We start from the raw sequence: 12,610 nt of genomic DNA on the forward strand, positions 1-12,610 counted from the left end.
CGGACAGGACGACCCCACCACCATGACCCGATTTGCCCGTTCGCTTGCCCCACTGGCGCTGCTGGCCGTTGCCGCACCCGCGATCGCCCAGCAATTCTCGCAAAGCTACGAATTCCTGAAGGCGATCCGCGACGAGGATGGCCAGAAGGTCACCGAGATCCTCAACGAACCCGGCACCACCGTCGTCAACGCCCGTGACCGGTCGACCGGCGACGGCGCGCTGCACATCATCGCGCGCAGCCGCAACACCACCTATCTGCGCTTTCTGTTGCAGAAGGGCGCCAACCCCAACCTTCAGGATGCGCGCGGCAACACCCCTGCGCTCATCGCGGTCGAAACCCGCTTTACCGACGGCATCGATACGCTGATCCTGTACAAGGCCAACCTGAACCTCGCCAACCGGAGCGGCGAGACGCCGCTGATCCGCGCGGTCCAGCTGCGCGATGTCGACATGGTCCGCCGCCTGCTCGCCGCCGGTGCCAATCCGGACCAGGCGGACGTCATCGCCGGCATGTCCGCGCGCGATTATGCCCGGCGCGACGCGCGCAGCCCGGCGTTGCTCAAGCTGATCGAGGACGCCCCGAAGCGCGGCACCAGCGGTCAGGCATCCGGGCCCAAGCGCTAGCCGCTTCGCTTTCGCCGCGAACCGAGTTCGGCCTAGAGCCCCTCGATCATCGCTTCGGGGTCATGCGCGGCCATCCATCGCCGTGCAGCCCGCCGCGCAAAGGCCAGCGTGCATTTTCGCCGCGTCGCCGGATTGAGCGGATGCAGCCGTGCCTCGCGCACGATCGCACCGTCATAGCGATCAGCCACGATCAGCCCGGCACGATCGGGCAGAAACGCCTCGCCATGCAGCGGCGACACGTCGAATCCCGCCGGCACCGCCCAGAAAAAGCGGTCGCAATGCGCGAGATAGTCGAGCCATTTGGTGTCGCCGAGCAGGTCGGCGCGCGACACCTTGATCTCGATGATCGTGATGTTGCCGCGGGTGTCGACCGCCATCAGGTCGGCGCGACGCCCATCGGCCAGCGGCACTTCGGCCATGGCGACAAGGTCATGGCGCAGCAGCATCCGGCAAACGCCGCGCGCGACGTCCGCCGCGCCGATCAGCGACGACGCGGGCGGTTCGATCGAGGCGGGGATGCTGCGCACCCTCCGCCTCTAGGAACATTAGACGAACATCGCAAGCCGGCGCGAACGCCGCTCAGCGATAAAAGACGTGGTTGCCGACCGATGCGACCTTGGCCAGCCGCCAGCCCGGCGCGACGCGGCGGGCGTGAAAGAACATCGCGTCGGCGGCCGGGCTCTGCCAGTGCTGGTCGCGCGCCACCTGGGCGATGGCGACCGCGTTGCGCCACATCGGCCGGGTGGTGTCGACCGCCGGCAGCTTGCCGCCGCGCACGAACGAGAACTGGCCCGGCTGCTTGAGCACGCCGCACACGGTGTTGGGGAAGCGCGGCGAATCGACACGATTGAGGATGACTTCGGCGACGGCGAGCTGGCCGCTCTGCGATTCGCTGCGGGCTTCGAAATAGACGCCGATCGCCAGGCAACGCAGCTCTTCGTCGATGTCGGCGGGCATCGCCTGCGCCGCGACCGCGTCGGCAAGGCTGGAAAAGACGACGGGCGCCGCGGCCTCGGCTGCGGGAGCCTGTTCTTCGATGGGTGTGTCGGACCCCGGCGGGAGCGTTTGCTCAACCTGCAGCTGGGGCGTGGATACAACGGGCACCTTGCTCGTTTCGAGTTCCAGAGCGAAACCCGGAGAGGTGGTGCCGGCAAGGAGTGCAATACCGGAAATTGCCGCCGCAGTGGTCGCGGCGCGTGAAACGAGCTTCATGAACGCAATTCAAATGCGGTGAGCGAGCGTGGTGCGCCTTGGAACAGGCACCACCCGGTCGGCCCCCCGACTGCGTCATCATCCGATATCGCACCTCGAATGACCCAACGCGACAGATAGAGTGCGCGCCCTTTGCGCCGCCTGCCGTTCGGGTCAACCCGGCAAGATCATTTCAGCGGCGAACCGTTCCGGGGACGCGACGTCTACCTCCACGACCCACAGATCCGGGTCGCTGGCGCGGCGGCGCTGCCAATAGGCGGTGGCGGTCGCCGAGTCGGGATCCGCCGGGCCGCTGGCGATCAGCGCGATCTCGCCGGTGGCACCGAGCCCCCGCTCAACGAAGCGCCAGTTCGCGCCGCGTTCGCCGGCCAACACCAGGATCGCGCCACCCTGGGGATCGCCGCGCGCGAGCAGGACCGCATGGCCACCGGCATCCTGGACCCGGCGGATGAGCGCGGACACGAGCACCGACGCGGGCAACCGTGCCGCGCTCACGCGCCCGAATAGCCCGGCAGGCCGGCCAGAGGGATGCGCGAGCGCATGAACGTGCCGGTGCCGCGCGCGGCTTCCTCGCCATCCGGGCGGATCAGACGGGCGTCGGCGATCAGCACCCGGCGCTCCCCGCTGATCCACCGGCCCTCCGCCACCACCGGGCCGGGGCCCAGCGGACGGGTCAGCAACAGGTTGAAGGCGGTCGTCAGCAGGAAGCGGTCGGTGACGCGACTGTTCGCCGCATAAAAGGCCGCGTCGTCGAGCATCTTGAAGTAGATGGTGCCATGCGCTGCGCCGGCGGCGTGGAAATCGCGCGCCGCCACCTCGAAATGAATGCGCGCCACGCCGGCTTCGGGAATCTCTAGGCGCGAGGCGAACATCCGGTTGATCGGCGCCGCGGCATAGAGCGATTCGAGCGCGCGATAATGCGCCGCCTCGCCCGCCAGCGCGCGATCAGGCGGCGTCGCGGGCATCGACCCCGGCCAGCAGGGCATAGAGCGCGTCGCGCGATCCCGCGCCGCGCAGCTTGGCCCGGAAATCGCGATCGCGCAGCAATCGCGAGACCCGCGCCAGCGCTTTCAGATGCGCCGCGCCGCTGGTCACCGGCGACAACAGGGCAAAGACCAGATCGACCGGCAGATCGTCGACCGCCTCGAAATCGATCGGCGCATCCAGCCGAATGAAGATGCCGACGACCCGGTCGATGCCAGCAAACCGGCCGTGCGGCATCGCGATGCCGCCGCCGAACCCGGTCGAACCGAGCCGCTCGCGCTTCATCAGCGTGTCCGTCACCTCGCGCGCGTCCAGCCCGAACTGTTCGGCCGCGATCGTGCCGATCATGAGCAACAGCGACTTGCGGTTGGCCGCGGCAACCCCGGCGCGAATCGCTTCGGGCGCGATCAGGTCGGTCAGATCCGCGGTCAGCCCCCCCGCCATTGCGGAGAGCTTGCCCTGGCTCATCCCGTCGGCCCCTGGGCGCGGTTGGGCTCGACCCAGCCGATCGTCCCGTCGCCGCGGCGATAGACCATGTTGAACGCGCCCGTCCCGCTGTTCTTGAACAAGAGCGCGTTGGTGTTGCGCAGGTCGAGCATCATCACCGCGTCCGACACGCTGGCATCGGGAACGTCGACGCGCGTTTCGGCGACGATCAGCGGTGCGTCGGCGACCACTTCGGCTTCATCGTCGGCGGCGGGCGGATTGAAGACAGTGTAGCCGGCATCATCATAGCCGTTGAGCTGATCGACGCCCACGGCCTGCGCGCTGTTGCGGTCCTTCAGCCGGCGCATGTAGCGGCGCAGCTGCTTCTCGATCTTGTCGGCGGCACCGTCAAAGGCGAGCTGCGCGGAATCCATCGCCATGTTCGATCCCTTGAGGATCAGCCCCTGCATGACATGGGCGACGATATCGCAGGTGAAGCCATTGTCGTGCGGCCCCTTGCCGAACGTGACGTGCGCCGAGATCGCGCGCGAAAAATATTTGTCGGCGATCGACTGAAGCCGTTCGGAAACATGCTGCTTGAGCGCCGCACCGGTATCCACCTGGTGGCCTGAAACGCGAATTTCCATGGGCTTTTCTCCACTCTATTCCCAGTTCATCCGCGGTCGGACGCCGCGGCTCCCGTCGCTCAGCCGGCGACGCCGTCACGCCATAAAGGCGACGTGATCTGGTCGACAAACGCGGCATGGCGGGCGAGTTCTTCATCGCTGATCGAAAAAATCCGTGGCGGCCGCATCGCGGCGGGTGCCGCGCGCGCGACCTGGCCGATGACGATCGCTTCGGCGGTCAGGCCCAGCCCGATCTGGCGACCGCCGGTCAGCTCGACATAGACCTGCGCCAGCAACTGCGCATCGAGCAGTGCGCCGTGGACGACACGGCGGCTGCGGTCGACGCCGAAGCGCACGCACAGCGCATCGAGCGTCAGCTTGGCACCGGGATGGCTGCGCTTGGCGATGGCGAGCGTGTCGACCATCCGTTCGATCGCGACCGGGGACCGACCGCATTGTTCGAGCTCGCCGTTCAGAAAGCCGAAGTCGAACGCGGCATTGTGCGCGACGAGCGGCGCGTCGCCGATGAAGTCGAGCAGCGCGTCGGCGATGTCGACGAAGACGGGCTTGTCGGCGAGGAACGCGTCGGACAGGCCGTGCACGCGCTGCGCATCGGGCGACATCGGCCGTTGCGGATTGACGTAGCTGTGAAAGAAGCGGCCGGTTTCGCACCGGTTGATCATCTCGACGCAGCCGATTTCGACGAGCCGGTCACCGCCGGAAAAACTGAGTCCCGTCGTTTCGGTATCAAACACGATTTCGCGCATCCAATCCTTATCGGCTCGTGCTCGCGGTTAGGCAAGCGATCAACGCACGCACCGCCGCGCGCGTCTCCGCGATCGTCGTGTCGGTGGCGATGATGTGGTCGGCGCGCGCGCGCTTTTCGGCGTCGGGCAGCTGTCGGCCCAGAATGGCGGCGAATTTTTCCGGCGTCATGCCGTCACGCGCCAGCACGCGGGCACGCTGGACCGCCGGATCGGCGGAGACGACGAGCACCCGGTCGACCAGCTGCGCGCCGCCGGTTTCAAACAACAGCGGGACGTCGAGCACGACCAGCGGCGCATCGGCATTGGCGGCGAGAAAGTCCTGGCGCAGCACACCGACCGCGGGGTGGACGATCCCCTCCAGCCGGCGCATCGCCGCGGGGTCGTTCAGCACCCGCGCGCCGAGTCGCGCACGGTCGACCCCGCCCGGTCCGGTGGTGCCGGGAAATGCGGCCTCGATCGGGGCGACCAGCGCACCGTCCGGCCCCTGCAGCGCGTGGACCGCGGCATCGGCATCGAAGACCGCAATCCCTTCGTCGCGGAACATCGCCGCCACCGTCGATTTGCCCATGCCGATCGAGCCGGTCAGGCCAAGGGTCAGCGGGCGGCGGCTCATCCGGTCAGCCGGGCGCGCAGTTCATCATCCCGGTCGCGCGGCGGTTCGGCGCCGAAGAACAGCTCGAACGCGAGCGCCGCCTGGCCGATCAGCATGTCGAGCCCATCGACGGTATCGAGCCCGCGATCGCGCGCACGGGCGAGCAGGCCGGTTTCGAGCGGCGAATAGACGATGTCGTAGACGATCGCATCCTCCGGCAGGGTCGAAAGGTCGAGATCGAGCGACGGCTGGCCGGTCATGCCGAGCGTACTGGCATTGACCAGGAGGGCGACCGGGGGAATCGGCGCGTCGAGCGGCTTGACCTCGCCCTTCAGCCCGAATTGCGCGAGCAATGCCGCGGCCTTGAGCGGGGTGCGGTTGAACAGCGTGACCGGCCCGACGCCCAGTCGCGCCAGCGCGAAAAGCACCGCGCGCGCCGCGCCGCCCGCGCCGACCACCGCGACCGGCCGGGCGGTGAGATCGAGCGCCGAAATCGGCGACCAGAACCCGGCCGCGTCGGTATTGGTGCCGGTCAGCGTACCGGCTTCGTCGCGGAATACTGTGTTGATTGCGCCGATCGAGGCACGTACCCCGCCGGGATCGGCGACATGGTCGAGCGCGGCGAGCTTGTGCGGGAGCGTCACATTGCACCCGCGCCAGTCGGGATCGGCGGCGCGATCGGCGAAATAGCCGGGCAGCGCGTCGGCGCTGACGCGATGCGCGCGATAGGCGGCATCGATCCCCAGCGCGTCGAGCCAGAAGCCGTGGATCAGCGGCGATTTGGAGTGTGCGATCGGATCGCCGATCACTTCGGCATAGACCGTCATGACGCCAATTCCCCCCGCACGCGCAGATAATCGAGCACCGGCAGCAACGGCAGGCCGAGCACCGTGAAATGGCTGCCCTCGATACGGCCGAACAGCTGCGCCCCGGCGCCCTCGATGCGGTAGCATCCGACGCAGCCCGAGATTTCGGGCCATTCGCGGTCGAGATAGCTGTGGATAAAGTCTGTGGACAGGCGGCGGACATGCATCCGCGCACGATCGACAAAACGCCAGACCGGCTGGCCGTTTTCGGCGATCACCGCAGCGCTCCACAGGCTGTGGACAGTGCCCGACATGCGTTGGAGGTGATCGGCCGCCTCCTCCCGGCTGCCCGGCTTGTCGAGCAGCGTGCCGTCCGCCAGCTCGACCACCGAATCCGATCCCAGCACCAGCGCGCCGGGTACGCGCGCCGACACGCGCAGCGCCTTCATTTCGGCCAGGCGATCGGCGAGGTCGCGTGCCGCAGCGTCCGGCATCGCCGCCTTGATCGCGTCCTCATCCACCCCGCTGGCGGTGGCGGTAAAGCCGACCCCGGCGGCGTCGAGCATCGCGCGGCGCGATGCGCTGGTCGAGGCGAGGACGAGCGCCACTACTGGCCGCGTTCGTTGACCAGCGTGATGATCGCCGCGGCGGTTTCCTCGATCGAGCGCCGGGTGACGTCGATCACCGGCCAGCCATTGTCGGCGAACATCCGCCGGGCATAGGCGACCTCGCGGGCCACCGCGTCCTGATCGACATAGGCGGTCTCGGGCGCCTGGTTGAGGAGAAGCAGGCGATTGCGACGCACCTGGATCAGCCGCTCCGCGCTTGTGGTCAGCCCCACGATCAGCGGGCGCTTGAGCGTGAACAGGGCAGCGGGCGGCGGGCTTTCGACGACGATCGGGATGTTCGCGGTCTTGTAGCCGCGGTTGGCGAGGTAGATCGAGGTCGGGGTCTTCGACGATCGCGACACGCCGGCAAGCAGGATGTCGGCCTCCTCCCAGTCCTCCCAGGCGACGCCGTCGTCATGCGCGATGGTGAACTGGATCGCATCGACGCGCGCGAAATAGGCGGCGTCGAGGACGTGCTGGCGACCGGGCCGCGCCTTCATCTCCTGACCGAGCAGGCTGGACAGCGCATGGTTGACCGGATCGAGCGGCGCGATCGCGGGCAGACCCAGGATCCGGCAGCGCGATTCCAGCGTCCGGCGGATCTGGGGATTGACGAGGGTGAACAGCACCAGTCCCGGGTTCTGGGCGATTTCGGTCAGGATGCGCTCAAGGTGCGTCTCGCTGCGCACCATCGGCCAGAAATGGCGCATGGTTTCGACATCGTCGAACTGCGCCAGCGCCGCCTTGGCGATATTTTCCAGCGTCTCGCCCGTTGAATCCGACAGCAGGTGCAGATGGAGGCGCATTCGCTCAGCGCGACAAGGCTGTGGACAACATGGGGGCCAGCGGTAGCGCAACCCGGTCGCCCGGCCAAGCGCGACGATGGCTGTCGACGACACGCGCCCTGTCCACATCGCCATCGACAGGTGGACAAGCCATCCCGCGGCTGTGGATGATGTGGAGAAGCATGGCGACTCCCAATGCCAATGCGCACCTTGTCGGAGTCAAGCTGTTGGCGATATGAGGACGACCGAGTTCATCCCGCCTTCCACGCCACCACCACTACATCATCCTTTCATAGATTCCTTTATTTGAAGAAGAGGGACGTCCGCTGAACCCCGTGACGAACGCAAAACCCCTGCTGGCCGTCCTGCACGGCGCGCGCCAGGCGATCCCGCCGATGTGGCTGATGCGCCAGGCCGGACGCTACCTGCCCGAATATCGTGCGCTGAGGGAAACCAAGGGCGGGTTCCTGGAGCTGGCGACCGATGCCGAGGCGGCGGCCGAGATCACCGTCCAGCCGCTGCGCCGGTTCAGCTTTGATGGTGCCATCCTGTTTTCGGACATCCTGATGGTGCCGATGGCGCTTGGCCAGCGGCTGTGGTTCGAAACCGGCGAGGGGCCCCGGCTGGCACCGTGCATCAAGTCGGGCGCGGACCTGGACGCGCTGGTCGCGCCGGGTCATGCGGTGCTCGAGCCGGTGTATCAGACGGTGCGCAACGTCGCCGCGATGCTCGATCCCGCCACCACCTTCCTCGGCTTTGCCGGCAGCCCGTGGACGGTTGCCACCTATATGATTGCCGGCCAGGGCAGCAAGGAACAGGCGGAGGCGCGCCGGCTCGCCTATCGCGACCCCGGGCTGATGCAGGCGCTGGTCGACCGGATCATCGACATGACCGTCGACTATCTCGACCATCAGATCGAAAGCGGGGTCGAGGCGGTGCAATTGTTCGACAGCTGGGCCGGCAGCCTGAGCCCTGCGCAATTCGAGCAATGGGTGATCGCCCCCAACGCGGCGATCGTCGCCCGGCTGAAGGCGCGGCGGCCAGATACGCCGATCATCGGCTTTCCCAAGGGCGCCGGGGGCAAATTGCCCGCCTATGCGCGCGAGACCGGCGTCGATGCGCTTGGCCTGGACGAGACGGTCGATCCGGTGTGGGCCGATGCGAATGTCCCGGAAAACATGCCGGTACAGGGTAATCTCGACCCGCTGGCGCTGATCGCCGGGGGCGAGGCGCTCGATCGCGCGGTCGATCGCATTCTCGCCGCCTTTCCCGCGCGGCCGCATGTGTTCAACCTGGGCCACGGCATCCTGCCCGACACGCCCATCGCGCATGTCGAGGCGCTGGTCGCGAAAATCAGGGGCGGCGCGCGATGATCGGCTGGCTGGGCGCGGCCTATCCCTGGGTCAAGGCGGCGCATGTCATCTTCGTCATCTTCTGGATGGCGGGGCTGTTCATCCTGCCGCGTTACCTGGTGCATCATCAGGAGGGGCTGGGCGACCCCGCCGAGGCGCCGCGCTGGATCGCCCGCGAGGCCAAGCTGCGCAAGATGATCCTGACCCCGTCGCTGATCGCGGTGTGGGTGATCGGCCTGGCGCTGGCCGCCAATCTGGGCCTGTTCGAGGGTGCGGACGGACTGGGCTGGCTGCATGCCAAGCTGCTGGTCGTGGTGCTGCTCAGCGGTTATCACGGCTGGGCGGTCGGCTATGCGCGGCGGCTCGAGGCAGGCAGACCCTATCTCAAGCCGCGCCAGCTGCGGATGCTCAACGAAGTGCCGGCGCTCGGCGTTTCGCTCGCCGTCATCCTGGCCATCGTCAAGCCGTTCTGAACCGATCCCGCTGCCTGCTTTCGCTTGACTTGAAATCGCGGCGTACTTACCTCCGGTGGCGTAGATGACGTCCCGGGACCCCCCGGGTGTTTTCCGCGTCCCTCCTCCAGCATCGTCAGCGCGCAACCGTACCGCCGACTGAAGCTTTCCCCCCGATACACAATCCAATCCCCACCCGGATTCCAGATATGCACTTGAAAGATTTGAAGAAGAAAGCGCCCGCCGAGCTGGTCGAGATGGCCGAGGCGCTGGGCGTCGAAGGCGCGTCGACGATGCGCAAACAGGACCTGATGTTCGCCATTCTGAAGGTCCAGGCCGAAAACGGCGACCAGATCATGGGCGTCGGCACGATCGAGGTGCTGCCCGACGGCTTCGGCTTCCTGCGCAGCCCCGAGGCCAACTACCTGGCAGGTCCCGACGACATCTATGTCTCGCCCAACCAGGTTCGCAAGTTCGGCCTGCGCACCGGCGATACCGTCGAAGGCGAAATCCGCGCGCCGAAGGACGGCGAACGCTATTTCGCGCTGACCAAGCTCGTCTCGGTCAATTTCGATGATCCCGATGCGGTGCGGCATCGCGTCAATTTCGACAATCTGACGCCGCTTTATCCCGATTCGAAGCTGACCCTCGATCCGTCCGACCCGACCCAGAAGGACAAGTCGGCGCGCGTCATCGACATCGTGTCGCCCCAGGGCAAGGGCCAGCGCACGCTGATCGTCGCGCCGCCGCGCGTCGGCAAGACGGTGATGCTGCAGAACATCGCCAAGGCGATCACCGACAATCATCCCGAAGTGTTCCTGATCGTGCTGCTGATCGACGAGCGGCCCGAGGAAGTCACCGACATGCAGCGCAGCGTGAAGGGCGAGGTCGTCTCCTCCACCTTCGACGAACCCGCGCAGCGCCACGTCCAGGTCGCCGAAATGGTGATCGAAAAGGCCAAGCGCCTGGTCGAGCACAAGAAGGATGTCGTCATCCTGCTCGATTCGATCACGCGCCTCGGCCGTGCCTACAACACCGTGGTCCCGTCGTCGGGCAAGGTGCTGACCGGCGGTGTCGATGCCAACGCGCTGCAGCGGCCCAAGCGTTTCTTCGGCGCGGCGCGCAACATCGAGGAAGGCGGATCGCTTTCGATCATCGCGACCGCGCTGATCGACACCGGCAGCCGCATGGACGAAGTGATCTTCGAAGAATTCAAGGGCACCGGCAACTCCGAAATCGTCCTCGATCGCAAGGTGGCGGACAAGCGCATCTTCCCCGCGCTCGACGTCGGCAAGTCGGGTACCCGCAAGGAAGAGCTGCTGGTCGAGAAGGACACGCTGTCCAAGATGTGGGTGTTGCGTCGCATCCTCATGCAGATGGGCACCATCGACGCGATGGAGTTCCTGCTCGACAAGATGAAGAATTCGAAAACCAACGAGGATTTCTTCGATTCGATGAACCAGTGAGCGATCGGCGGCGCCGCGGCCGCATCGATCGCCGATCTGGCGCGTTGGACGGCGGTCGAAGCGCCGCACGGCGCGATCTGCAACAGGAAATCTGAATGCTCGACCTGATCTTCCACATGGCCGCCGGGGCACAGGGGATTGGTTCGCCCGCTGATATCTGGGCGAATATCCTCAAGGATTTTTCCAACATCACCGAACCCGCCGCGCTGGCCGCATTCGGATCGGTGCTGGCCATCGATCTCGTGCTGGCGGGCGACAACGCGATCGTGGTCGGCGCGCTTGCCGCGGGGCTGCCGGCGGATCAGCGCCGCAAGGTCATCCTGATCGGGATCGGCGCGGCGCTGGTATTGCGCATCGCGTTCGCGCTGGTCGTCAGCTGGCTGATGGGGATTGTCGGGCTGATCTTTGCCGGCGGCCTCTTGCTCCTGTGGGTCAGCTGGAAATTCTGGCGCGAGCTTCGCCATACGGCCCCCAATCCGGGTTCGGCCGAGATCGGCGGCGACGAGCATTCGGGGCTGAACCCCGCACGCAGCTTTGCCGGTGCGGCCTGGGCGGTCGCGGTTGCCGACGTGTCGATGAGCCTGGACAACGTCCTTGCCGTCGCGGGCGCGGCGCGCGAGCATCCGGGCATTCTGGTCGTCGGGCTGCTGCTGTCGGTCGCGCTGATGGGGCTGGCCGCCAACCTGATCGCGCGGATCATCGATCGCTATCGCTGGATCGCCTATATCGGGCTGGCGGTGATCGTGATCGTGGCCGGCCGGATGATCTATGACGGCTGGGTCGGAACCGACGAGACGATGGGCCTCGCCAGCTTCTTCATGTGACGGCATGCCCGCCGCGGCCCGACCGGGCGCGCGACGGGCGGATCGTCAGCCGAGATGTTCGGCAAAGAAATCGGCGGTGCGCTGGTCGGCCAGCTGTGCGGCGGCATCCGACCGGCGTTTGCCCATTTCGGTGGCGAAGCCGTGATCCTCGCCCGGATAATCGTGCAACACGACCTTGGGATGCGCGTCGAGCCCGGCGTGCATCGCCGCCTGCGTCGCCGCGTCGACAAAGCCGTCCTCGCCCGCGATATGCAGCATGAGCGGCCGCGCGATCGCATGGCTTTCATGGAGCAGCTGGTCGATGGCGACCGCATAATAGCCGACGCTGGCGTCGATGTCGGTCCGCGTTGCGGTCATATAGGCCAGCCGTCCGCCCAGACAGTAGCCGACCGCCCCGACCCTGCCCCCGCCGACCTGCGCACGCGCGGCACGGATCGTCGCCTCGATGTCGCGAATGCCCATGTCCTGGTCGAAGGTGCCGAACAGGTCGAGCCCGCGCTGGAGCTGGTCGGGGATATCGGGATCGAGCTCGATGCCCGGCTCGATCCGCCAGAACAGGTCGGGGGCGAGCGCGAGATAGCCGTCGGCGGCGAGCCGGTCGCATTTCCGCCGGATGCCCGCGTTCACGCCGAAAATTTCCTGGATCACGATGATCGCGGCGCGCGGCGTTGCCGCCGGGCGCGCGACATAGGCATCGAATTGGGCGCTGTCGTCCAGCGTGGGGATGGCGAGGGTTTCGGACATGATCGCTCCTGTCGACAAGATTTGCAGTTCACCCGCCCCCGCGCGCATAACGATGCCACTGCGCTCTAGCAGGCCGCGCGACGCGTGCTCAAGCAGGGAGAGACCATGAAGATCAACGTCGAGATCGAATGCACGCCGGAAGAGGCGCGGCGCGCGATGGGCCTGCCGGACTTTACCCCAGTGCACGAAAAATATGTGAATAACATATTGGAAACCATGGATAAAGGCGTCTCACCCGAGCTGGTTGAACAGATGATGCAAAGCTGGGCGCCGATGGGCGAGGCAGGCATGAATTTCTGGCGCAAGATGTTCGAGATGGGCAGCAAGACGGGTTGAGCCGG

At 66.7% G+C, this 12,610-nt stretch carries 18 protein-coding genes; 6 read left to right on the forward strand and 12 right to left on the reverse strand.

Features of this window, described 5'->3' with window-relative positions:
• Positions 1 to 22 precede the first annotated feature (22 nt).
• Complete coding sequence (locus GO308_RS10855; RefSeq protein WP_066483270.1) at positions 23 to 625, forward strand: ankyrin repeat domain-containing protein; 603 nt, start codon at positions 23 to 25, stop codon at positions 623 to 625.
• Between the two features lie 32 nt (positions 626 to 657).
• Here GO308_RS10855 and GO308_RS10860 read toward each other — a convergent pair whose 3' ends face one another.
• From GO308_RS10860 to GO308_RS10910, 11 genes are all read right to left on the reverse strand, one after another.
• A complete protein-coding gene (locus GO308_RS10860) occupies positions 658 to 1,152 on the reverse strand; it encodes an MmcB family DNA repair protein (protein WP_066483268.1) in 495 nt (164 codons plus the stop codon).
• A 52-nt stretch (positions 1,153 to 1,204) separates the two neighbouring features.
• Positions 1,205 to 1,837 carry a cell wall hydrolase gene (locus GO308_RS10865; protein WP_066549392.1) on the reverse strand — a complete coding sequence of 211 codons (633 nt, stop codon included), beginning with the start codon at positions 1,835 to 1,837 and terminating at the stop codon, positions 1,205 to 1,207.
• A gap of 153 nt (positions 1,838 to 1,990) precedes the next feature.
• Positions 1,991 to 2,332, reverse strand: coding sequence for a DUF1491 family protein (locus tag GO308_RS10870; RefSeq protein ID WP_240885438.1), 342 nt, complete (start codon positions 2,330 to 2,332; stop codon positions 1,991 to 1,993).
• On the reverse strand, positions 2,329 to 2,802 hold the full coding sequence (locus GO308_RS10875; RefSeq protein WP_066483264.1) for a PaaI family thioesterase: 474 nt from the start codon (positions 2,800 to 2,802) through the stop codon (positions 2,329 to 2,331). The genes GO308_RS10870 and GO308_RS10875 overlap by 4 nt, the downstream gene beginning before the upstream one ends.
• Positions 2,783 to 3,289, reverse strand: coding sequence for a PTS IIA-like nitrogen regulatory protein PtsN (gene ptsN / locus GO308_RS10880; protein WP_240885439.1), 507 nt, complete (start codon positions 3,287 to 3,289; stop codon positions 2,783 to 2,785). The genes GO308_RS10875 and ptsN overlap by 20 nt, the downstream gene beginning before the upstream one ends.
• Positions 3,286 to 3,894, reverse strand: a complete 609-nt coding sequence (gene raiA, locus GO308_RS10885) for a ribosome-associated translation inhibitor RaiA (protein WP_066483261.1) — start codon at positions 3,892 to 3,894, stop codon at positions 3,286 to 3,288. Before raiA ends, ptsN begins: the two co-directional genes overlap by 4 nt.
• A 59-nt stretch (positions 3,895 to 3,953) precedes the next feature.
• Complete coding sequence (gene dnaQ, locus GO308_RS10890) at positions 3,954 to 4,640, reverse strand: DNA polymerase III subunit epsilon (protein WP_066670325.1); 687 nt, start codon at positions 4,638 to 4,640, stop codon at positions 3,954 to 3,956.
• A 7-nt stretch (positions 4,641 to 4,647) separates the two neighbouring features.
• The gene (coaE, locus tag GO308_RS10895) at positions 4,648 to 5,253 is read right to left on the reverse strand and encodes a dephospho-CoA kinase (RefSeq protein ID WP_240885440.1); all 606 of its coding nucleotides are present in this window, start codon (positions 5,251 to 5,253) and stop codon (positions 4,648 to 4,650) included.
• The gene (locus tag GO308_RS10900) at positions 5,250 to 6,059 is read right to left on the reverse strand and encodes a shikimate dehydrogenase (protein ID WP_240885441.1); all 810 of its coding nucleotides are present in this window, start codon (positions 6,057 to 6,059) and stop codon (positions 5,250 to 5,252) included. The genes coaE and GO308_RS10900 overlap by 4 nt, the downstream gene beginning before the upstream one ends.
• Complete coding sequence (locus tag GO308_RS10905) at positions 6,056 to 6,646, reverse strand: nucleoside triphosphate pyrophosphatase (RefSeq protein WP_082731173.1); 591 nt, start codon at positions 6,644 to 6,646, stop codon at positions 6,056 to 6,058. Before GO308_RS10905 ends, GO308_RS10900 begins: the two co-directional genes overlap by 4 nt.
• A complete protein-coding gene (locus GO308_RS10910; RefSeq protein WP_066483254.1) occupies positions 6,646 to 7,452 on the reverse strand; it encodes a pyruvate, water dikinase regulatory protein in 807 nt (268 codons plus the stop codon). The genes GO308_RS10905 and GO308_RS10910 overlap by 1 nt, the downstream gene beginning before the upstream one ends.
• 314 nt (positions 7,453 to 7,766) lie before the next feature.
• On the opposite strand from GO308_RS10910, the gene hemE reads away from it, so the two are divergent.
• The 4 genes from hemE to GO308_RS10930 all read left to right on the forward strand — a co-directional run bounded on the left by hemE (position 7,767) and on the right by GO308_RS10930 (position 11,525).
• The gene (hemE, locus tag GO308_RS10915; RefSeq protein ID WP_240885442.1) at positions 7,767 to 8,804 is read left to right on the forward strand and encodes a uroporphyrinogen decarboxylase; all 1,038 of its coding nucleotides are present in this window, start codon (positions 7,767 to 7,769) and stop codon (positions 8,802 to 8,804) included.
• Positions 8,801 to 9,256: a CopD family protein gene (locus tag GO308_RS10920; RefSeq protein WP_066483248.1), complete on the forward strand. Its 456-nt coding sequence runs from the start codon at positions 8,801 to 8,803 to the stop codon at positions 9,254 to 9,256. Before hemE ends, GO308_RS10920 begins: the two co-directional genes overlap by 4 nt.
• Positions 9,257 to 9,444: 188 nt before the next feature.
• On the forward strand, positions 9,445 to 10,701 hold the full coding sequence (rho, locus tag GO308_RS10925; protein WP_066483245.1) for a transcription termination factor Rho: 1,257 nt from the start codon (positions 9,445 to 9,447) through the stop codon (positions 10,699 to 10,701).
• A gap of 95 nt (positions 10,702 to 10,796) precedes the next feature.
• The gene (locus GO308_RS10930; RefSeq protein WP_240885443.1) at positions 10,797 to 11,525 is read left to right on the forward strand and encodes a TerC family protein; all 729 of its coding nucleotides are present in this window, start codon (positions 10,797 to 10,799) and stop codon (positions 11,523 to 11,525) included.
• A 45-nt stretch (positions 11,526 to 11,570) separates the two neighbouring features.
• On the opposite strand, the gene GO308_RS10935 is transcribed toward GO308_RS10930, so the two are convergent.
• Positions 11,571 to 12,269, reverse strand: a complete 699-nt coding sequence (locus GO308_RS10935; RefSeq protein WP_240885444.1) for a dienelactone hydrolase family protein — start codon at positions 12,267 to 12,269, stop codon at positions 11,571 to 11,573.
• Positions 12,270 to 12,374: 105 nt separating this feature from the next.
• Between GO308_RS10935 and GO308_RS10940 the strand changes: the two genes are divergently transcribed.
• Positions 12,375 to 12,605: a DUF6489 family protein gene (locus tag GO308_RS10940; protein ID WP_066483677.1), complete on the forward strand. Its 231-nt coding sequence runs from the start codon at positions 12,375 to 12,377 to the stop codon at positions 12,603 to 12,605.
• The last annotated feature ends 5 nt before the right edge of the window (positions 12,606 to 12,610 follow it).

Source organism: Sphingomonas sp. SFZ2018-12, assembly GCF_022496715.1.
Lineage (GTDB): Bacteria > Pseudomonadota > Alphaproteobacteria > Sphingomonadales > Sphingomonadaceae > Sphingomonas.

Bases quoted from the DNA above. Each gene is read 5' to 3' on its own strand.
- rho (WP_066483245.1), top strand. From the start codon at position 9,445: ATGCACTTGAAAGATTTGAAGAAGAAAGCGCCCGCCGAGCTGGTCGAG.
- GO308_RS10855 (WP_066483270.1), top strand. From the start codon at position 23: ATGACCCGATTTGCCCGTTCGCTTGCCCCACTGGCGCTGCTGGCCGTT.
- coaE (WP_240885440.1), bottom strand. From the start codon at position 5,253: ATGAGCCGCCGCCCGCTGACCCTTGGCCTGACCGGCTCGATCGGCATG.
- GO308_RS10865 (WP_066549392.1), bottom strand. From the start codon at position 1,837: ATGAAGCTCGTTTCACGCGCCGCGACCACTGCGGCGGCAATTTCCGGT.
- dnaQ (WP_066670325.1), bottom strand. From the start codon at position 4,640: ATGCGCGAAATCGTGTTTGATACCGAAACGACGGGACTCAGTTTTTCC.
- raiA (WP_066483261.1), bottom strand. From the start codon at position 3,894: ATGGAAATTCGCGTTTCAGGCCACCAGGTGGATACCGGTGCGGCGCTC.
- GO308_RS10875 (WP_066483264.1), bottom strand. From the start codon at position 2,802: ATGCCCGCGACGCCGCCTGATCGCGCGCTGGCGGGCGAGGCGGCGCAT.
- GO308_RS10930 (WP_240885443.1), top strand. From the start codon at position 10,797: ATGCTCGACCTGATCTTCCACATGGCCGCCGGGGCACAGGGGATTGGT.
- GO308_RS10940 (WP_066483677.1), top strand. From the start codon at position 12,375: ATGAAGATCAACGTCGAGATCGAATGCACGCCGGAAGAGGCGCGGCGC.
- ptsN (WP_240885439.1), bottom strand. From the start codon at position 3,289: ATGAGCCAGGGCAAGCTCTCCGCAATGGCGGGGGGGCTGACCGCGGAT.
- GO308_RS10910 (WP_066483254.1), bottom strand. From the start codon at position 7,452: ATGCGCCTCCATCTGCACCTGCTGTCGGATTCAACGGGCGAGACGCTG.
- GO308_RS10900 (WP_240885441.1), bottom strand. From the start codon at position 6,059: ATGACGGTCTATGCCGAAGTGATCGGCGATCCGATCGCACACTCCAAA.
- GO308_RS10920 (WP_066483248.1), top strand. From the start codon at position 8,801: ATGATCGGCTGGCTGGGCGCGGCCTATCCCTGGGTCAAGGCGGCGCAT.
- GO308_RS10935 (WP_240885444.1), bottom strand. From the start codon at position 12,269: ATGTCCGAAACCCTCGCCATCCCCACGCTGGACGACAGCGCCCAATTC.